The organism is Microtetraspora malaysiensis (genome assembly GCF_050947145.1).
Classification (GTDB): Bacteria; Actinomycetota; Actinomycetes; order Streptosporangiales; family Streptosporangiaceae; genus Microtetraspora_A; species Microtetraspora_A malaysiensis.
This window is the reverse complement of the sequence record NZ_CP191998.1, coordinates 7,150,055-7,169,176: the sequence shown is the minus strand read 5'-3', so window position 1 is coordinate 7,169,176 and position 19,122 is coordinate 7,150,055. Positions and strand designations below refer to the sequence as shown.

The following is a 19,122-nucleotide window of genomic DNA, read 5'->3' as shown; positions in this document are numbered from 1 at the left end:
CTACACCTCCTTTCCTGCTCGTTGGGACGGGAGCCGCTGGCCAGGCGGCTGGCTGAAGGGGAGGAACACCGGTTCCTCGTGCAAGGCCGCGCCCAGGGCGAACAGGACGCCGGCCGTTCCTGTGGAGAAGTCCATCGAGAGCCGCAGCAGGCCGTCGCCGGGGAACGCCACGCCCTCGCCGTACGGGAGCATGTGCCAGCGCAGGCCGCGGATCTGCGCGGCGAGCCCGGGATCCGACCGCCGGATCATCGCCAGCGCCGCGATCACCCCGGCCCGGCCGGTGAACAGGCCGGGCTGCACGAAGTACGCGGATCGGGTGACCGTCAGCAGGTCGTCCAGGGCGGGGCCGAGCTCCTCGTCGGCCCGGTGGACGAGATACCGGGACAGCACCAGCGCGATGCCGACCGACCCCTCGTCCAGGTACGGAAGGTGACGCCAGCCCTGGTTCACCTGGAGCGATCCGTCCGCCGCGCGCACGCAACGCCGCAGGTCCTGGCGGATCGCCACGTGGGCCAGGTCGAGCAGCCCCGCGTCGCCGGACCGCTCGTACGCGCGCAGGAAGAGCAGCGCCGGGCCGGACGAGCCGAACATCAGCCCGGCGCGCGGGTTCGCGCCGCCGCTGATCTCCGGCACGTCGTCGGGGCCGCCGAGCCGGTCGGCGCACACGTCGACGACCTCCCGCGCCCGGTCGAGGAGCGCGGATTCACCGGTCGCCTCGCCGAGGTCCAGCAGGTTCAGCCCGATGCCGGCCAGGCCCGCGTACAGGCCCGGCCCGAGCCCCTCCCACCGCTCCCGCAGGCAGATGTCCATGACGTCGAGGGCGTCCTGCCGGTGCCCGAGCCGTTCCAGGACGTGGGCGACGCCGTGCAGGCCGTCGTAGAAGCCGAGAGCGCTGCCGGGCGCCGGCGTGACGGCGCGTTTGCGCAGCCAGTCATCATGGTCCGGGCACCGTTCCGCCCCGGTCGCCGCCAGGGCGTGGAGCACTCCGGCCGCGCCGTTCGCGAGGCTGAGCCCGCCGCCCGGACGGAACTGCGCCACGTCACCGGGGAAGAGCCGGTCGTCGCGGTCCGGCGTGGCCGAGGCCAGGATGGCGCGGCACAGCGCGTCGCGGATCTCCGGCCAGCGGCCCGGGTCGGGCGGCTCCTCCATGTCGCGGTCGCCCGCGATGATCCGGGCCGCTTCCTCGATCGCCGCGGTGGGGATCGGGAACGTGTCCGCGACCAGCCGGGCCAGATGCCGGGCCTTGCCCGGCCGCATCGGCGCCATGATCGTCGTCTGCGGCGCGAACAGGCCGAGCCGCAGGCAGGCCAGCGCGTACTCGTCGCTCGCCACCCCGCGCCGGTCGGACGGCGCGGCATAGGCCGGATGGCCCAGCGCCGGGCGGGCCCCGTCCTCGGCCCAGGTCGCCACCTCGAAGTCGATCAGCGCCACCCGGCCCTCGTCCGTGACGAGGATGTTGTTCGGGTGGAGGTCGCCGAAGACCACGCCGCGCTCGTGCAGCGAGCCGACCGCCCGCTCCACCCGGCCCAGCATGTCCAGCGCCCACTCGGTGTACGCCGGCAGCGCGTCGGGCGCGAGGTCGGTCCGCGTGAGCGGATAACGGTGCACGAGGAGCCGCTGCAACGGGTTGCCGTCGACGAACTCCTCCACCAGGAAGTGGTGGTCCCCGACCGTGAAGTGGTCCAGCAGCGCGGGCACCGCGTCCAGGCCGGCCAGCCGCCGCAGGATGTCGCGCTCGTGCTCCAGCCGGGCGACCGCGTCGCGTCCGGCCGCGTCGAGTCCCGCGTGCGGCCGCGCCTCCTTCAGGACCACGCGCCGTCCGGTCGCCGTGTCCCGGCCGAGATAGACGCCTCCGCCGTTGGAGAAGTGCAGCACGCTCTCGATCTCGTACGGCAGGCCCTCCACCGTCACGGCGTTGCGCGCGGCCAGGTGGGGTTCCAGGAACGCGGGCAGCTCGACCCACGGGGGCACCGAAAAGGTGGAACCCCGCACGTCCGGGACGAGCCGGCCCGCGCCGTCCTCGATCGCGAGCACCATCTCGCCGCTCGTGTCCAGGCAGCGCCGCTCGGCGAAGCCGCCGTACCGCACGAAGAGCGGGCCGTTTCCGTAGCGCAGGTCGCTGAGGATGTACGGGCCCTCGACCCCGCGCAGCAGCTCGTCCAGCTCGGTCAGGATGGTTTCGAGCCGGGCCTCGTCAGGGGGATAGATGGCGATCAGCTTGCCGCTGGACGAACGGGAGGCGGCCTTGGAGTTGTGCATCACCAGCACGGACTCGCTGCGCAGGAACTTGAACGCCACGTTCCTCGGCACGCAGTAGTCCCAGACCGTACGCACCGCCCGTTCCGCGTCGGCCAGCCGAGCGGACACGTGGATCTTCCAACCCTGCGTGGGGAGCGCGGCGACATCGGCCGGCGTGAAGTACATCCACGTGTCGGTCGCCTGATGAAACCAGCCCTCCGGAATTTCTCTCGACAAAGCGGAAAAATCCGAAATCTCTGCATTTTTCTGGTCGGGGCTGTCGTAGAACAACAAATCGGCCAGGCAGTAGAGCTCGTAGTCATCCATATGCCGCCATCTCCCTGTTTATCGCTACAGAGAGAATGGCGAATGCGCCGGTGTGGGGTCTAGTTACACCGTTCACCGATACCGTGTGCGTTTTTCACCGCCGCGATCGGTATGGCGTCATTTCACGTGCTTGGGCGCTTGTTTGCTGTACGGCTCGCCCAGCTGTTCGCGATTTGGCGGCTCAGCGGCTCGATCTACGCCGTTGATGGGACCGACCAACATCGCCGACGCCGCCGGCCACCACCGCAGCCATCCCGCGGACGGCCTTCAGTTACTCGGTCTCGCGGTAGGAGAATGCTTGGGTCCTGGGGTTGGCGCTGGGGCTGGCGCGTGGGGCTGGCGCCGCAAAACCGGGCAGCGTCAGTGCGGCCGAGGCATTCGCCGACCGTTACTGCGCAGGCGACCCACCCCTCGCCGCCGCCAACTCGTGGAGTCGGTGGCGATGACCCCGACATCGGAGGCGCCGATCTTTGCGCGCCCCCTCCGGTCACGAATTCCCACTAAACGGAATGCCGTACACAGCGGTCGCAAATAGTACAAGCGTGACTACTTAGAGTTGCCTATCGAACGCGTGAACGATATCCTCGCAGAGGGTCGACCACCAGACCGGGAGAGGAGGTGCGAAGAGATGATGCTTGCGGGTGGTGTGCTGCTGTCGCGCCGACCGAAGGACGCTCCTCCGCCCCGCGCATCCGACGCGCCTTCCACGTCCCCACGTCGGCGCGGGTCCAGGCGGCACACGCCGTTCATCGGATCCGATCGTTTCTCTGGTGACTCCTACGGTGCGGTGCTTCTCGACCGTGCTCGCAGTGCCGGGCTCCTCGATCGCGCCCGCAGCTCCGGCGGCCGCGAAGGAGCCGCTCATCCCGCCCTACACGACCCGGCCCACCCTGACGAGCGAGTTGCGCGGAGCGGTGGGCCGGGCGACGCGGCGCGCTCTGACGGGCGAGCTGCGCGACGCGAGCCGGACGAGATGCTTTCCTGGGCTCGGCGGCTGCTCGGCCTCCCGGAGGCGGCAGAAGAGCAGAAGCCTGATGGCGGGGAGGGGTCGCAGGGCCTCGGCAGCGGTGGCGGTGTTCTTTCCGGTCGGGACGAGCCGCGGCCCGGGTTTGACCGTGGTGACCTGTCTGCCTGGGACGGGATCTGGCAGGGCCGCCGCCCCACCCACGAGTCGCCCGCGAACCGTCCCTTGCGGGCTGGTCGGGATGATCGGCAGCAGAACGACTCGGGCCGGCAGGGCAAGGACCGGCGGGGTCAGGATCAGCTGGGCGTGGGCCGCGTTCGCGAGGATGAGCAGCGTCCGGGCCGCGCCCCGCAGGACACAGACGCACAGGGCTCGGGTCGGCGTGGCTGTGACCGGTGGGCCAGTGGCGATGCTGCCACCGACGGCCAGGGCATCGGCGGTGATGACCCAGCCGCTGGTGGTGACCGCCGGGGCGCTGGTCGGGATGGCCAGGACGCTGCTGGCCGGGGCTCTTCCACCGACCGCCGAGACGCTGGTGCAGGCAGTGCTGGCAGTGACGGCCAGAACCCCACAGGCCCGGATGCTGCTGGTGATAGCCGGGTAGCGGACTGGCCCGATCTGAACTTGGCCGGACGCGACGTCATCGACCTGCTGGCTCGTGCCGAGCGGCTGGCCGCGGCTGCGGGGACGGTTCCGGGCCGAACCGATACCGAGGCTGGAGCAGAGGCTGGGACCGAGGCCAGGGCTGGCACCGGCGCTGGTGTCGGTGCCAGGACTGGCTCCGGTGCCGAGACCGGTGCCGAGGTTGAGGTGGCGATGGCGGAGATCGTCGCCCTGGCCCGGGCGATCGATCTGGCCGAAGCCGCGATCGCCGCCCGCCTCCCGATAGCCGAGGCCGGGAAGGGCCACCACCTGTTCGGGCGGCGGTCGATCGGAGCATGGCTGGCAGCAGCCACCGGCTCACGCACCGCCCGCGCCGGAGAACGCGTCACACTCGCCCGGCAACTCCCGCGCCTACCCCACACCGCTGGTCTGTTCGCCACCGGCCGTCTGTCGTTCGGGTATGCGGCGACGATCGCGTCCGCCACCCGGCATCTGGACGACGCCGAAACCGAACTGGCCGAACCGATCCTGGTCCAGTTGGCACAAGCGTCGGCGTCCACGGTCGAGGACGTGGCCCGCGCCGGCCACACCATCATCGAGACGATCGACCCGGACGGGAGGCTGGCGCGGGCGGCGGCCAAGACCGAACGCCAGCACCTGACGATCTCCGACACCACCGATGGGATGGGCCGCCTGCGCGGGCTGCTCGACCCAGAGTTGAAGATGCAGCTGAAAACGTGGCTGGAACCTTTGGCGGTCAAAACCGACAGCACCGACCTGCGCAACCGCCCCCGCCGCATGGCCGACGCCCTCGCCATCCGCCTATCGGCGGGCGGCAGGCGCACCGTGATGCACGTATCGGTCACCGAGCAGACCCTGACCGGCCAGTCGGAGGAGCCAGCCTTTCTGGAGGACGGCACGGCTATCCCGGCGCAGGATGCGCGCCGGATGGCCTACACCGCTGAACTACGGCGGGTGCTCCGCGACGCGGACGGGATCATGCGGGACTTCGGGCGGGCACGTCGGCTGGCCTCGGCCGACCAGCGGGAAGCGATCCTGGCCATGTACCGGACCTGCTGCCGCGAAGGGTGTGACGTCCCCGCCTACCTGGCCGAGATCGACCACATCGAACCGTGGTATCCGACCGGCCGCACCAACTTGGACAACCTCGCACCGTTGTGCGCCGCGGACAACAAGTGGAAGTCCCGCCACCCCGACCGGGTAGAGGTGATCGATCAAGGGGACGGGACCGTGTCGATGCGGTTCCACCGGTACTCCAAGCTCCGCCCCCGACGCTGGACCGACAGACAGTGACCAACCACCACTGAACAACGACCCGCGACCCGCGAGCCACGAACGGTGAGCAGCGAGCCGCGTCCGGCGAACGGCGAACGGCGAACGGCGACCCATGATCGGTGATCGGCGTGACCCGCCAGCCGTGATCGACGAGGTTGATCGCGGCGGCCACCCGGCGATCCGGCCCCACCCACGAGCCGGCCCCGCAGCATGCCTGAACTCCACACGCCAGGGCTCTACGCGCGGGGCATTCACGTGCCCGAACTGCACGCGCCAGGCTGCACGCGTGGATGTGCGCGTGCCGGAGCTCCGCACGCGCCTGCCCCAGGCCGCCGCAGACGATGCGTGAACAGGCAGCGGCCCGGCGCGGCGATCGATCACTGGGGATCAGGCCCCACCCACGGGCCGGCCCGGCAGCATGCCAAGGATCCACGCGCCAGGCTGCACGCGTCGGAAGCCAGCGTGCCGGGGCAGCTGTGCCGGGGTTCCATACGCCAGGGCTCCCGTTGGGGTCCCCTCCGAGACGGTGGGCGGACAGGCAATGATCGATTTCACACGCCGAGAGGCGAGGCGAGGGGAGGCTCGCCCTTGTCCGCGAGGGCTTCGCGTTACCGCTGGTCAGCACGTCGATCAGGTTGACTGCGCGAGTGGCGGTCAGGTCACGTACGGCACCGGCGTAGGGCCGGCGATGCTCAGATCGGGTGGCAGGCGTTCCCATCCTGACCAGCGCGATCAGGATGGAAATGGGCTCAGTGAACGTGACCTGGCCAGCCGCAGTGACCTCCTCGGGTCAAGGACGGCCGGCGGCTCGCCTCGCCACCCTTGGCGTCGGTCAGGCTGCGTGGAGCGCGGAGGCCGGGGCGTGGACGTGTCGCCTCAGCACCGCGACGGCAAGGATGACGATGACGGTCAGGTCGAGGGGCCATCCAGGTCGAGGTGGAGCCGAGAAGAAGCTGGGGTGGAGCCGAGAAGGAACCCGGGGGAGCCGAGCGTGGGGCCGGGGTGTGGCCGCAGTCGCGCCACGGGTGTGGGTGCGGTCGGCGCGACGCCATGCCACCCGAACGCAGGCCACGGCACGACGGGTGTGGCCGCGGTCGGTGCGACTCCACGCGAACGCAGGCGAGGCCAGCCGCGATCGGGTGGGGTGTGGGGTTCCCTCTGAAGGGGGGATGGTGAGCGTAGGAAAGCTGTCAATAATCCCCATGACGGCGTAGGAAAGCCGTCAAGACGGGGCGAAGGCTCCCAAACTCCGCGATTTGCTTGCCTTGGGGCTGCTCACCTGGGCGGCCCGAGGCACTCATCCGGCATCTGAGGAGTGGGGATGGCAGACGTCATCTTCGTCGCCCTGACGATCGCGATCTTCGCGGTTCTCGGGCTCGTCGTGAAGGCGGTGGAACGACTGTGAGCGCCGTCAACGCGACCGGTCTGGTCGTGGTCATCGGCCTGGTGATCTTCATGGTCGCGGCCCTGCTGTTCCCGGAGCGGTTCTGATGTCGCCGACCGTGGCGGGGATCGTCTTCATCGCGTCCCTGATCGTCGCCCTCGCGATCACGCACCGGCCGCTCGGCGACTACATGTACCGCGTCTACACCGGCACCAGGCATCTCGCCGTCGAGCGGCTGATCTACCGCCTCATCGGTGTGCGGCCCGACACCGAGCAGCGCTGGACGGTGTACGCCCGTTCGGTGCTGGCGTTCTCGGCGGTGTCGATCCTGTTCCTGTACGCGTTCCAGCGCCTTCAGGACAAGCTGTTCCTGTCGCTGGGCTTCGGCCCGGTACCCGATCACATCGCGTGGAACACGGCCGTCAGCTTCGTGACCAACACCAACTGGCAGGCGTACTCGGGTGAGTCCACGATGGGCCATCTGGTGCAGATGGCGGGCCTGGCCGTGCAGAACTTCGTCTCCGCGGCGGTGGGGATGTCGGTCGCGATCGCGCTGGTACGCGGTTTCGCCAGGAAGCGGACCGACGAACTGGGCAACTTCTGGGTCGATCTGGTGCGCGGCTCGCTCCGTATCCTGCTGCCCATCGCCTTCGTCGGCGCGTTGGTGCTGGTCGCGGGCGGTCTGATCCAGAACTTCGCCGAGCCGCACGCGGTCGCGACGGTGGCGGGCGGGCACCAGACGCTCACCGGCGGCCCGGTGGCCAGCCAGGAGATCATCAAGGAGCTGGGCACCAACGGCGGCGGCTTCTACAACGCGAACTCCTCCCACCCGTTCGAGAACGCGACGAACTGGACCAACTGGGTCGAGATCTTCGCGATCCTGCTCGTCCCCTTCGCGCTGCCGCGCACGTTCGGGCAGATGGTCGGTGACCGGCGGCAGGGCTATGCGATCCTCGCGGTCATGGGCGTGCTGGCCCTGGCCAGCGTCAGCGCGCTGACGGCGCTGGAGCTCGCGCACGGCGGGACCGTGCCGCAGGCGGTCGGGGCCGCGATGGAGGGCAAGGAGGCCAGGTTCGGCGTGGCCAACTCCGGCACCTTCGCCGCCGCTACGACGCTGACGTCGACCGGCGCGGTGAACTCCTTTCACGACTCCTACACCGCGCTCGGCGGCATGATCGCGATGGGCAACATGATGCTCGGGGAGGTCGCGCCAGGAGGCGTCGGCTCGGGTTTGTACGGCATGCTCGTCCTCGCGGTGATCACTGTCTTCGTGGCGGGGCTGATGGTCGGCCGGACGCCGGAGTACCTGGGCAAGAAGATCGGCGCCCGGGAGATCAAGCTCGCCTCGCTGTACTTCCTGACCACCCCGGCGCTCGTCCTGATCGGCACGGCGCTGGCGATGGCGTCCCCGGAGCAGCGCGCGAGCATGTTGAACGGCGGGCCGCACGGCCTGTCGGAGGTCCTCTACGCCTTCACCAGCGCGTCCAACAACAACGGCTCGGCGTTCGCCGGCCTGACGGTCAACACCCCCTGGTACGACACCGTGCTCGGCCTGTGCATGGCCTTGGGGCGGTTCCTGCCGATCGTGTTCGTGCTCGGACTGGCCGGCTCGCTGGCCCGGCAGGCGCCCACCCCGGCGTCGGCGGGCACGCTGCCCACCTACCGGCCGCAGTTCGTCGGCATGGTGGCCGGGGTCACGGTCATCCTGGTCGCTCTCACGTTCCTCCCCGCCCTGGCGCTCGGGCCGCTCGCAGAAGGAATCCACTGACATGTCAACACCCGCGCGGAAAGCGGCGGGCTGTTCCCCCGCACCCAGGAAAGGCCGGGTCGGCGGCGGCCTGCTGGACCCCCGGCAGATGATCCGCTCGCTGCCGGGCGCGCTGCGCAAGCTCAACCCGGCGACGCTGTGGCGCAACCCGGTCATGTTCATCGTCGAGATCGGCGCGGTCTTCACGACCGTGCTGGCCATCGTGAATCCGTCGTTCTTCGCCTGGGCGATCGTGGTCTGGCTGTGGCTGACCGTGCTGTTCGCCAACCTGGCCGAGGCCGTGGCCGAGGGCCGGGGCAAGGCCCAGGCGGCGACGCTGCGCGCGGCCAAGCGCGACACCACCGCGCGCCGTCTGCGGGACCCGGACGACCCGAGCGCATGGGACACGATCGGAGCGACCGAACTGCGGCAGGGCGACGTCGTGGTCGTCGAGGCGGGGGAGATCATCCCGGGCGACGGCGACGTGATCGACGGCATCGCCTCGGTCGACGAGTCGGCGATCACCGGCGAGTCGGCCCCGGTGATCCGCGAGTCCGGCGGCGACCGGTCGGCCGTCACGGGCGGCACGAAGGTGCTCTCGGACCGGATCATCGTACGGATCACCCAGAAGCCGGGGGAGAGCTTCATCGACCGGATGATCTCGCTGGTCGAGGGGGCCAACCGGCAGAAGACGCCCAACGAGATCGCGCTCAACATCCTGCTGGCCGCGCTGACGATCGTCTTCCTGGTCGCGACGGCGACGATGCAGCCGTTGGCGATCTACTCCAAGAGCGTCAACCCCGGCATCCCGGACTCACCGGCGCTGACCGCGGACGGCGTCACCGGCGTGGTGCTGGTCTCGCTGGTGGTGTGCCTGATCCCGACCACGATCGGCGCGCTGCTGTCCGCGATCGGCATCGCGGGCATGGACCGGCTCGTCCAGCGGAACGTGCTCGCGATGAGCGGCCGGGCCGTGGAGGCGGCCGGCGACGTCAACACGCTGCTGCTGGACAAGACCGGCACCATCACGCTGGGCAACCGGCAGGCGTCGGATTTCGTGCCCGCGAGCGGCGTCAGCGCCGAGGAGCTCGCCACCGCCGCCCAGCTCGCGAGCCTCGCCGACGAGACGCCCGAGGGCCGCTCGATCGTCGTGTACGCCAAGGAGGCGCACGGCCTGCGCGAGCGACGGCCGGGCGAACTGGCGCACGCGGTGTGGGTGCCGTTCACCGCCCAGACCCGGATGTCGGGCGTGGACGTGGACGGCCGCCAGGTGCGCAAGGGCGCGGCCACCGCGGTCATGAAATGGGTGCGGGACGCCGGCGGGCACCCGACCGACGAGGTCGGCCACCTGGTCGACGGGATCTCGGCGTCCGGCGGCACCCCGCTGGTGGTGGGCGAGATCGCGGACGGCAAGGCCCGCGTCCTGGGCGTGATCCACCTCAAGGACGTGGTCAAGGCCGGGATGCGGGAGCGGTTCGACGAGATGCGCCGGATGGGCATCCGCACCGTGATGATCACCGGGGACAACCCGCTGACGGCCCGGGCGATCGCGGAGGAGGCCGGGGTGGACGACTTCCTGGCCGAGGCCACGCCGGAGGACAAGCTCGCGCTGATCAGGCGGGAGCAGGAGGGCGGCCGGCTGGTCGCGATGACCGGCGACGGCACCAACGACGCGCCCGCGCTCGCCCAGGCGGACGTCGGCGTGGCGATGAACACCGGCACGACCGCCGCCAAGGAAGCGGGCAACATGGTCGATCTCGACTCCAACCCCACCAAACTCATCGAGATCGTCGAGATCGGCAAGCAGCTCCTGATCACGCGCGGCGCGCTGACCACGTTCTCGATCGCCAACGACATCGCGAAGTACTTCGCGATCATTCCGGCGATCTTCGCGGCGGTCTACCCCGGCCTGGGCGTGCTCAACGTGATGCGCCTGGCCAGCCCCCAGTCGGCGATCCTCTCGGCGGTGATCTTCAACGCGCTCGTCATTGTCGCGCTGATCCCGCTCGCCCTGCGCGGGGTGCGCTACCGGCCGTCCAGCGCCTCGAAGCTGCTCTCCCGCAACCTCTACGTGTACGGCCTCGGCGGCATTGTGGCGCCGTTCGTCGGAATCAAGCTCATCGACCTGTTCATCCAGTTCATCCCGGGGATGTCGTGATGGAACGCATGCCAGGCTGGCTCCGCCAGCACATCGCCGCGTTGCGGGCGCTGCTCGTGCTGACCGTGCTCCTCGGAGCGCTCTACCCGCTCGCGGTCACCGGCGTCGCCCAGGGGCTCCTCAACGGCCGGGCCAACGGCTCACCCGTCGAGAAGGACGGCCGGGTCGTCGGGAGCGCCCTCATCGGCCAGTCCTTCACCGGCCCGGACGGCGCCCCGATCAGAAAGTACTTCCAGAGCCGGCCGAGCGCGGCCGGGGCCGGCTACGACCCCATGGCGAGCGGCGCGAGCAACCTCGGTCCCGAGAACGTCCTGGACGTGCTCGCGGTCCCCGGCGCCACGGACGCCCACGGCAAGCCGGACACCGGACGGCAGAGCCTGCTCACCCAGGTGTGCGCGCGCAGCCGCGCGGCCGGCGCGCTCGAAGGCGTGAGCGGCGCCCGGCCGTACTGCACGCCGGGCGGCGTGGGCGCGGTCCTGAAGGTCTTCCCGGCCGTCGGCACGCCGACCCGGGTGGTCAGCGTCAACCAGGCGTGCCCGGCCGCGCCCTTCGTCGCCGAGTACCGGGGCGTGAAGGTGGAGTGCGGCCGACCCGGCGAGGACTACTCGGCGGGGCGGACCGTCCCGGTGCGGGGGACGGCGCGGGCCGTCGTCCCGGCGGACGCGGTCACCGCGAGCGGCTCCGGCCTCGACCCGCACATCTCCGTCGCGTACGCGCGGCTCCAGGCGTCCCGCGTGGCGCGGGAGCGGGGGCTCCCGCTGGAGCGGGTCAGGCACCTGATCGACGAGAACACGTCCGGGCGGGCCCTCGGCTTCATGGGCGAGCCCGCGGTGAACGTCCTCACGCTCAACCTGGCGCTGGACAAGGGCTGACCGTGGGTTGGGGCCGCCCATCGCGGGCGGCCCCAACCACATGCGGTCTCCGATCAAGAGCTGGGCGCGGGAAGTAGACGCGAGAGTAACGGCCGGCCCCAACCACACGCGGTCTCCGATCAAGAGCTGGGCGCGGGAAGTAGACGCGGGAAGCGGACGGGAAGAAACGGCCGGCCGCAACCGGGGCCGTCGGTCGCCCTCCGGTCGAGCGCCGGGCGAAGCACGCAGCTCACCCCGCGTATCGCGGCCGAAGGAGAGTCACCTCTAAGGCGTGGCCGCTGAATTTCGCGGGTGTTCGGTTAAGCCACTTTCGCGGTGGAAGCTGGAAAGGTGCCGATTGTGGGGGTAATGCTGTAAGCATGGTGAGCCTCTTCGAATACGCGGGTGGGCACGAAGGTCTCCACCGGTTCAACGAGCACTTCTATCGCAGCGTCCTGGCCGACCCGCTGCTCCAGCCGCTGTTCGGTGCCGGGCGCGCCAGTCACGTCACGCACCTGACGGCCTTCACGGCCGAGTCCTTCGGCGGCCCCGATGTCTTCTCCCAGGACATGGGCGGGTTCCCCATGCTGATCGCGGCACACCGAGGCTTGAAGATCAGCGAAGAGCAGCGGCAGCGGTTCGTCGAGCTGTACCTGGCGGCCGCCGACAGCGCCGGGCTGCCGGGCGACCCGGCGTTCCGCGAGGCGCTGCGGTCCCACGTGGAGTTCGGCTCGCAGGTGGCCGTGCAGAACTCCCACGCGGAAAGCGACGATCAGTTGCATCCGCTGCGCGACGTCCCTCTTTGGGAGTGGCCCGGCCCGTCGGCGTAGCCCTTCATCGACGCCTCGATCCGACTCTGGCTCCGCTCGCGGTCCGCGACTGGCTAGTGCCCCTCCCGCCACGGGCAGCATTTGTCAGACACTCCTTAGTCGTCCGAGCCGGGAGCCGACGGCGGTACCTCGACGACGAAGAACAGGAAGGCGGGTTTGCGGGAAAGGTCATGGAAGCCGTCGGGGAACAGCGCACGGGCGGCCGGGTCGGGCTGCGGCTCGCTGATGACGGCAACGCGGAAACCGGCGGCGGTGAAGGCATCGGTCATCGCGTGCAACGGCTTGCGCCATAGCCTCATCGGGTAGAGCTGCCCGTCGAATGGCCAATCGAAGGTGTAGCTGGTGGTCGCGAAGTAGTCGGGCCGAGGATCCTGGAACGTGTAGGCCACGAAAGGGTGGTCCACCGACGCGATCAGCCGGCCGCCGGGCCTGAGCACCCGCCGCAACTCGGCCAGCGTCGGCCCCCAGTCCTCCAGGTAGTGCAGCACCAGCGACGCGACCACGTCGTCGAACGCATCGTCGGCGAACGGCAGGGGGTCGCGCAGGTCGACCATGTGCAGGGCCGCGTCGGCACCCAGCCGCCGCCTGGCCAACGCCAGCATCCCGGCGCTGGCGTCGATGCCGGTGACGACCGCACCGCGGTCGCGTAGCGCGGCGGACAGGGGGCCGGAGCCGCAGCCGGCGTCCAGGATCCGACGGCCGGCCACGTCTCCGGCGAGGGCTACCATCGCGGGTCGCGTGTAGTACCCGTTCACGAGGTTGTTCTCGTTGTCCGCCGAGTACGCCTCGGCGAAACTGTCGTAGTCATTCACCTGGTCCCGATCCGCGGACGGGGTGAAGCTCTCAGGCTCGTCGGTTACGCGTTCCATCGTCGCAGCCTAGTGTTCACATGATCCGCCGGGCGGACCTTTGGCGCCGGGCTAGGTGCCGGGCCAGGCGAAGCGGTGGGTGTGGATCCCGAAATAGGTGAACGCCTCGGCCCGGGTGACCCCGGGGACCCGCTTGATGTGGTCGTTGAGGACGGCGAGGAGCTCGGCGGGCTCCTTGCACACGACCTCCACGAACATGTCGAACGAGCCGGACGTGAGCACCACGTAGATCACCCCGGACAGCTCGCTGATCCGGTCGGCCACGGTGTGCACGTCGCTCTCGACGCGTACGCCGATGAGCGCCATCACCGGAAGGCCCAGCGCCATCGGGTCGGTCACGCCGACGATCTGGACGGCGCCCTCGTCCCGCAGCCGCTGCACCCGCTGGCGTACGGCGGGGGCCGAGAGCCCCGTCGTCTCGGCGAGCGCCGTGTAGGACGCCCGCCCGTCCCGCTGCAGCTCGCGCAGCAGGGTCCGGTCGATGTCGTCGAGGTGCACGCGGCTCATCGCACGAGTTCGGATACGGCGGACGCGAACACCTCGTGGTGCAGGTCCACGTCGGCCTCGGTGGTGGCCGGGCACATCAGCGCCATGTTGTGGAACGGGGTGAGCAGCAGGCCGCGGTTGGCCAGGTAGACGTGCAGGTAGTCGTCCAGGTCGGGGTCGCCGGCCGCGTTGGACTCCCCGCCGTTGCGCGGCGCCGGGGCGGCGAAGCGGTACTCGGCGCGCGCGCCGAGCTGGGTGACCGTCCAGGGGAGCGCGTGCTCGTCGATGACCCCCTGGACGCCCTTGGTGAAGCGGGTGGCCAGCTCGGTCATGGCGACGAAGGCGTCGTCGGTGAGGACGTGCTCAAGGGTGGCGCGCATGGCGGCGACCGAGAGCGGGTTGCCGGCGAGCGTGCCGCCGACGCCGCCCATGTCGACCAGGTCGAGCCCGCTCATCTGCTCGACCCGGGCCGCCACCTCGGCGGACAGCCCGTACCCGCCGCTGGGGATGCCGCCGCCGATGGCCTTGCCGATCGTGACGATGTCGGGGTCGAGCCCCCACGCGCCGGTGCAGCCGCCGGGACCGGCCGAGAACGTGTGCGTCTCGTCGTTGATGAGCAGGCTGCCGTACCGCCGGGTCAGCTCGCGCACGCCGTCGAGGTAGCCGGGCTCGGGCAGCACGATGCCGATGTTGGTGAGCGCGGGCTCCATGAGGACCGCGGCCACGTCGCCGTGGGCCAGCTCGCGCTCCAGCGCCGCCAGGTCGTTGAACTCCACCACCCGGCTGGTCACGGTCGGGTCGACGGGGGCGCCGACGTTGCCCTCGCGGGAGACCTGCTCGCCGTCCGGGCCGACCACGAGCAGCACCTCGTCGACGCTGCCGTGGTAGCAGTAGCTGTTCACCAGGATCTTGGGCCGCCCGGTGATCGCCCGCGCGAGGCGGATCGCCCAGCGGTTGGCGTCGGTCGCGGTCAGCGAGAAGCTCCAGTACGGCACGCCGAAGCGGCGGCCGAGCTCGGCGCCGACCCAGGTCGCGTCCTCGGTCGGCATCATCACGGTCGCGCCGCCGCGGCCCCCGAAGCGGTCGGCGACCGCGTCCACGGTGGCCTGCGGCGAGTGCCCGGCCATGGCGCCGGTGTCGCCCAGGCAGAGGTCCACGTACGTGTTGCCGTCCACGTCGGTGATCCGGGCGCCCCTGGCCTCGGCCAGGTAGAGCGGGAAGCCGGCGGCGGTCTTGTTCATCCACGTCATCGGCACGCCGCCGAACAGGTGGGCGCGAGCCTGCTCGTACGCGGCGGCGGAGCGGGGGTTGCGGTCGCGGAACGTCCGGCGCTCGCGGTCGAGCAGATCGGCGAGACGGGCACGGTCAATCATGGTCACTGCCTTAGAAAACGTCGAGAGAACCGGTTCCGGTATGTGAATCTGAAGTCAACGTACCCCACGACATTCGATTCTTCATAGAGGGGGAGTCGGGCGGGGGCTCAGGCCGGCTCCCCCGTGAGGTCCGTGTCCGGTGTGATGTCCCGCGTGATGTCCCGGGGGAGGGGCGCGGCGGCGCGCTCCGCGCCGGTGCCGTCCGGCAGCAGTCCAAGCGGCCCGGGCGACCCGGGCGACCCGAGCGGACCAAGCGGTCCGCCGAGTGCGCGCAGCGTCCCGCGCAGCCCGTCGACGATCGCCGCGAGTCCGACCTCGAACGAGAGGTCGGCGGGCGGGCGGCCATGTGCCGCCGAGGCCGCGTCGCGGGCGCGTACGGCCGCCGCGAAGGAGGGCGCCTCGGACGAGAGCGGCCCGCAGTCGAACATGTCGGGCGGGGCCACCATGTCGAGCGCGGAGCCGAGGATGAACGACTCGACCGACACCATGACCGGGATGATCATCTCGCCGGGCCAGCCCCCGCGCCGCAACCCGGAGACGACCTGGTCGTACATCCGCAGGGTGCGCAGGGCGCCGGTGATCGGGAGGGTGGCCAGTAGCGATATGGCCGGCGGATGGGCGGCGAAGGTGTCGCGGTAGCCGTGCGCCCATACGATCAGCGCCTTGTCCCACGGCAGCCGGGCGAACATCGAGGCGTCGATCGAGTCGGAGACCAGCTCGCGGACCGCGGCCAGGATGTCGTCCTTGCCGTCCACGTGGTTGTAGAACGAGGAGGGCCGCACGCCGAGCCGCTTGGCGAGCGCGGCGAGGGAGAACCCGTCGGCTCCCGCGTCGTCGATGAGGCCCAGGGCGGCCCGCGCGATGATCTCCCTGCTCAGCACCGGTGTGGCCGGTCGGCCCGCCCGTCTTCTCATTTCCTCGGCCGACCCCTTCCGCTTTGGCCTCCGGACAACTTATCCTTCCGGCACTAAACGAACGTCATTCTTTTTGGACGGCGATGTCACGCACTCTTTTCCGCAACGGCACCATCTGGACCGGCACCGGACACACCGTCACCGCCCTCACCGTGCGGGACGGCCGCATCGAGGCCGTCGGGGCCGAGGCTCTCGCCGTCCAGCCAGATGCCGACCAGGTCGTCGACCTTGAGGGCGGGCTGCTGCTGCCCGCCTTCGGCGACGGGCACTGCCACCCCGACCACGCCGGGTTCGAGGCGATGGGCCCGGGGATCAGGGACCGGGCCAGTGTGGAGGAGATCGTCGAGGCGGTCCGCGAGTACGCGCTCGCGCACCCGGAGGACGAGTGGATCATCGGCGCCAGCTACGACTCGACCCTGGCCCCCGACGGCGTGTTCGACGCCCGCTGGCTGGACGCCGCCGTACCGGACCGGCCCGTCGTCCTGCGCGCCTGGGACTACCACACGGTGTGGTGCAACACCGAGGCCATGCGGCGGTCCGGTGTGGACGCCGCCACGCCGGACACGGAACGCGGCCGCTTCGCCCGCCGCGCCGACGGCGAACCGCTCGGCACGATGTACGAATGGGACGCGGTGGAGGCCGTGCTGCGCGCCGCGCCCGCCCGCACCACCGAGGACCTGATCCGGGCGCTCCCGATCGCCACCGAGGCCTACGCGGCGGCCGGCGTCACCTGGATCCAGGACGCCTGGGTGGAACACGCCTCCGTGGACGCGTACGTCGAGGCGGCCCGCCGTGGCGTGCTCGCCACCCGGGTGAACCTCGGCCTGCGCGCCGACCCGGAACGCTGGCGCGAGCAGCTCGCCGAGTTCGCCGCCGACCGGGAGCGCGTCCGCGCGCTGGGCGACGAGCGGCTCACCGCCAACACCGTCAAGTTCTTCGTCGACGGCATTCTGGAGAACCGCACCGCGTCGCTGCTCGCGCCGTACAGCGACGACCCGTGCACGCGCGGCATGCCCGTCTGGCCGTACGAGGAGCTGGTCGAGGCGTTCACCGCGGTGGACGCGCTGGGCCTGCAGGCGCACCTGCACGCGATCGGCGACGCGGGCGTGCGGGCCGCGCTGGACGCGGTCGAGCACGTGACGCGGGTCAACGGGCCCCGGGACCGGCGGCCGGTCATCGCCCACGTGCAGCTCCTGGACGAGGTGGACCTGCCGCGCTTCGCCCGGCTCGGGGTGATCGCGAACCTCCAGCCCCTGTGGGCGCGCACCGACGCCGCGATGAAGGAGCTGACCTTCCCGCGGATCGGCGCCGAGCGCGCCGGCCGCCAGTACCTCATCGGCTCGCTGCTGCGCGCCGGGGTGACGGTGGCCTTCGGGAGCGACTGGCCGGTGAGCGACCACCGCCCGCTGGCCGGGCTGCCGGTCGCGGTGACCCGCGAGAACGCGGAGCGGGAGCCGGCCGGCGGCTGGCTGCCCGAGGAGCGCGTCGGCTTCGACGCCGCCCTGTCCGCGTACACGGCCGGTGTGGCCTACCAGGCGTTCGCCGAGAAGGAGCGCGGCCTGCTGGTCCCCGGCATGGCCGCCGACCTGGTCTGGCTCGACGCCGACATACGCCTGATGGATCCGCACGACATCGCGCTCCGGGCGGCCGTCCGCGGCACGTGGATGTCCGGCGCGCGAATCCACCCCCCTTCCGACAGGAGAAGCGCTCAATGAACCAATCAGCCGCCCCCTCGGGGCTGAAGCGGGTCCTCGGCGTGCCGGGCCTGACGCTCTTCGGACTCACCTACCTCGCCCCGGTGGCCGTCTTCACGACGTACGGCACGGTCGCGCAGACCACCAAGGGCCACCTGCCGTCGGCGTACGTGGTCGCCCTCGTGGTCATGCTGTTCACGGCGATCAGCTATGGCCGGATGGCGCGGGCGTATCCGACCGCCGGGTCGGCGTACACCTACACGCAGCAGACCTTCGGCGGGCACGTCGGTTTCATGACCGGCTGGACACTGATGCTCGACTACCTCTTCCTCCCGATGATCAACTTCCTGCTCATCGGGATCTACCTGAACAGCCAGTTCCCCGCCGTGCCGCAATGGGCGTTCACGCTGGCCGCGCTGCTCGTCGTGTTCGGGCTCAACGTCCTCGGCATCACCGTGATGAGCCGGGTCAACGTGGTGGTCGTCGGCGCCTCCGTGGTGCTGATCCTCGTGTTCGTCGCGCTGGCGCTCAAGCACCTGTCGGGCCAGCCCTCCCCGGCTCCCTTCGAGGTCTTCACGCCCGGCGAGGGCGTGTTCGCCGGCGCGGCCATCCTGGCGCTGAGCTTCCTCGGGTTCGACGCCGTCTCCACGCTGTCGGAGGAGGCCAGGGAGCCGCGCCGCGACATCCCGCGGGCGATCGTGCTGACCACGCTGATCGGCGGGCTGCTGTTCGTCCTGGTCGCGTGGATGGGCGGGCTGACCCACCCCGGGTACGGCGACTTCGCCAACCCCGACACCGCCGGGGTGGACATCATGGCCGCGCTGGGCGGCGCCGCGTTCGAGACGATCTTCGTAGGCATTTACGTGATCGGCGCCTTCGGGTCGGCGATGACCACGCAGGCAAGCGTCTCCCGCATCCTGTACTCCATGGGACGGGACGGCGTGCTGCCCAAGAGCGTCTTCAGCCTGCTGCACCCGCGCTTCAAGTCGCCGATCTTCGCGGTGTCCGTCGTGTCCGTGGTGTCGCTCGTCGCGCTCTTCATCAGCCTGGACCACGCGGTCGTGATGGTGAACTTCGGCGCGCTGATCGCCTTCTCGATGGTCAACCTCACCGTGATCAAGCACTACATCGTGGACGGCGGGCGGCGCTCGGCGGGCGATCTGTTCCACTACGGCCTGCTGCCGCTGGTCGGCTTCGCCCTGACGGTCTGGCTGTGGACGAGCCTGTCGGGTGTGACCTTCCAGGTCGGGCTGGTCTGGATGGCCGTCGGCCTGGTCTACCTCGTCGGCCTCACCCGGTTCTTCCGCCGCAGGCCCCCGGTGATGACCTTCTCCGACGCCGACCCGGTCACCGCCTGATCCACGCCTGATCCACATCAGCGCTTGGTC

At 70.6% G+C, this 19,122-nt stretch carries 14 protein-coding genes; 9 read left to right on the top strand and 5 right to left on the bottom strand.

Annotation, left to right across the window (positions count from 1 at the left end):
* Positions 1 to 2,565, bottom strand: a complete 2,565-nt coding sequence (gene lanKC / locus ACQP1V_RS33585) for a class III lanthionine synthetase LanKC (RefSeq protein WP_433414265.1) — start codon at positions 2,563 to 2,565, stop codon at positions 1 to 3.
* A gap of 1,367 nt (positions 2,566 to 3,932) precedes the next feature.
* On the opposite strand from lanKC, the gene ACQP1V_RS33580 reads away from it, so the two are divergent.
* The 7 genes from ACQP1V_RS33580 (at position 3,933) to ACQP1V_RS33550 (ending at position 12,398) form a co-directional block, all read left to right on the top strand.
* Positions 3,933 to 4,133 carry a hypothetical protein gene (locus ACQP1V_RS33580; protein WP_433414263.1) on the top strand — a complete coding sequence of 67 codons (201 nt, stop codon included), beginning with the start codon at positions 3,933 to 3,935 and terminating at the stop codon, positions 4,131 to 4,133.
* Between the two features lie 212 nt (positions 4,134 to 4,345).
* A complete protein-coding gene (locus tag ACQP1V_RS33575) occupies positions 4,346 to 5,446 on the top strand; it encodes a DUF222 domain-containing protein (RefSeq protein WP_433414261.1) in 1,101 nt (366 codons plus the stop codon).
* Between the two features lie 1,383 nt (positions 5,447 to 6,829).
* Entirely contained in the window at positions 6,830 to 6,919 is a 90-nt protein-coding gene (gene kdpF / locus ACQP1V_RS33570) for a K(+)-transporting ATPase subunit F (RefSeq protein ID WP_387410463.1), read from the top strand.
* Positions 6,919 to 8,580, top strand: coding sequence for a potassium-transporting ATPase subunit KdpA (gene kdpA / locus ACQP1V_RS33565; RefSeq protein ID WP_433414259.1), 1,662 nt, complete (start codon positions 6,919 to 6,921; stop codon positions 8,578 to 8,580). Before kdpF ends, kdpA begins: the two co-directional genes overlap by 1 nt.
* Position 8,581: 1 nt before the next feature.
* Complete coding sequence (kdpB, locus tag ACQP1V_RS33560) at positions 8,582 to 10,717, top strand: potassium-transporting ATPase subunit KdpB (protein ID WP_433414257.1); 2,136 nt, start codon at positions 8,582 to 8,584, stop codon at positions 10,715 to 10,717.
* Complete coding sequence (locus ACQP1V_RS33555; RefSeq protein ID WP_433414255.1) at positions 10,717 to 11,589, top strand: potassium-transporting ATPase subunit C; 873 nt, start codon at positions 10,717 to 10,719, stop codon at positions 11,587 to 11,589. The genes kdpB and ACQP1V_RS33555 overlap by 1 nt, the downstream gene beginning before the upstream one ends.
* A gap of 359 nt (positions 11,590 to 11,948) precedes the next feature.
* Positions 11,949 to 12,398 carry a group II truncated hemoglobin gene (locus ACQP1V_RS33550; RefSeq protein ID WP_433414253.1) on the top strand — a complete coding sequence of 150 codons (450 nt, stop codon included), beginning with the start codon at positions 11,949 to 11,951 and terminating at the stop codon, positions 12,396 to 12,398.
* A gap of 95 nt (positions 12,399 to 12,493) precedes the next feature.
* On the opposite strand, the gene ACQP1V_RS33545 is transcribed toward ACQP1V_RS33550, so the two are convergent.
* The 4 genes from ACQP1V_RS33545 to ACQP1V_RS33530 all read right to left on the bottom strand — a co-directional run bounded on the left by ACQP1V_RS33545 (position 12,494) and on the right by ACQP1V_RS33530 (position 16,040).
* Complete coding sequence (locus tag ACQP1V_RS33545; protein ID WP_433414251.1) at positions 12,494 to 13,267, bottom strand: methyltransferase domain-containing protein; 774 nt, start codon at positions 13,265 to 13,267, stop codon at positions 12,494 to 12,496.
* Between the two features lie 51 nt (positions 13,268 to 13,318).
* Positions 13,319 to 13,774, bottom strand: coding sequence for an Lrp/AsnC family transcriptional regulator (locus ACQP1V_RS33540; RefSeq protein ID WP_067143871.1), 456 nt, complete (start codon positions 13,772 to 13,774; stop codon positions 13,319 to 13,321).
* Positions 13,771 to 15,126: a transaminase gene (locus tag ACQP1V_RS33535; RefSeq protein ID WP_433414249.1), complete on the bottom strand. Its 1,356-nt coding sequence runs from the start codon at positions 15,124 to 15,126 to the stop codon at positions 13,771 to 13,773. Before ACQP1V_RS33535 ends, ACQP1V_RS33540 begins: the two co-directional genes overlap by 4 nt.
* Positions 15,127 to 15,233: 107 nt before the next feature.
* Complete coding sequence (locus ACQP1V_RS33530; RefSeq protein WP_433414247.1) at positions 15,234 to 16,040, bottom strand: TetR/AcrR family transcriptional regulator; 807 nt, start codon at positions 16,038 to 16,040, stop codon at positions 15,234 to 15,236.
* An 83-nt stretch (positions 16,041 to 16,123) separates the two neighbouring features.
* Between ACQP1V_RS33530 and ACQP1V_RS33525 the strand changes: the two genes are divergently transcribed.
* A complete protein-coding gene (locus ACQP1V_RS33525) occupies positions 16,124 to 17,755 on the top strand; it encodes an amidohydrolase (RefSeq protein WP_433414245.1) in 1,632 nt (543 codons plus the stop codon).
* Positions 17,752 to 19,092 carry an APC family permease gene (locus tag ACQP1V_RS33520; protein WP_433414243.1) on the top strand — a complete coding sequence of 447 codons (1,341 nt, stop codon included), beginning with the start codon at positions 17,752 to 17,754 and terminating at the stop codon, positions 19,090 to 19,092. The genes ACQP1V_RS33525 and ACQP1V_RS33520 overlap by 4 nt, the downstream gene beginning before the upstream one ends.
* Positions 19,093 to 19,122: the final 30 nt, after the last annotated feature.

Coding starts and splice junctions, on each gene's coding strand:
- ACQP1V_RS33535 (WP_433414249.1), bottom strand. CDS start 15,126: ATGATTGACCGTGCCCGTCTCGCCGATCTGCTCGACCGCGAGCGCCGG.
- ACQP1V_RS33520 (WP_433414243.1), top strand. CDS start 17,752: ATGAACCAATCAGCCGCCCCCTCGGGGCTGAAGCGGGTCCTCGGCGTG.
- ACQP1V_RS33550 (WP_433414253.1), top strand. CDS start 11,949: ATGGTGAGCCTCTTCGAATACGCGGGTGGGCACGAAGGTCTCCACCGG.
- ACQP1V_RS33555 (WP_433414255.1), top strand. CDS start 10,717: ATGGAACGCATGCCAGGCTGGCTCCGCCAGCACATCGCCGCGTTGCGG.
- ACQP1V_RS33525 (WP_433414245.1), top strand. CDS start 16,124: ATGTCACGCACTCTTTTCCGCAACGGCACCATCTGGACCGGCACCGGA.
- kdpA (WP_433414259.1), top strand. CDS start 6,919: ATGTCGCCGACCGTGGCGGGGATCGTCTTCATCGCGTCCCTGATCGTC.
- lanKC (WP_433414265.1), bottom strand. CDS start 2,565: ATGGATGACTACGAGCTCTACTGCCTGGCCGATTTGTTGTTCTACGAC.
- ACQP1V_RS33575 (WP_433414261.1), top strand. CDS start 4,346: ATGGCGGAGATCGTCGCCCTGGCCCGGGCGATCGATCTGGCCGAAGCC.
- ACQP1V_RS33540 (WP_067143871.1), bottom strand. CDS start 13,774: ATGAGCCGCGTGCACCTCGACGACATCGACCGGACCCTGCTGCGCGAG.
- ACQP1V_RS33530 (WP_433414247.1), bottom strand. CDS start 16,040: ATGAGAAGACGGGCGGGCCGACCGGCCACACCGGTGCTGAGCAGGGAG.
- kdpB (WP_433414257.1), top strand. CDS start 8,582: ATGTCAACACCCGCGCGGAAAGCGGCGGGCTGTTCCCCCGCACCCAGG.
- ACQP1V_RS33545 (WP_433414251.1), bottom strand. CDS start 13,267: ATGGAACGCGTAACCGACGAGCCTGAGAGCTTCACCCCGTCCGCGGAT.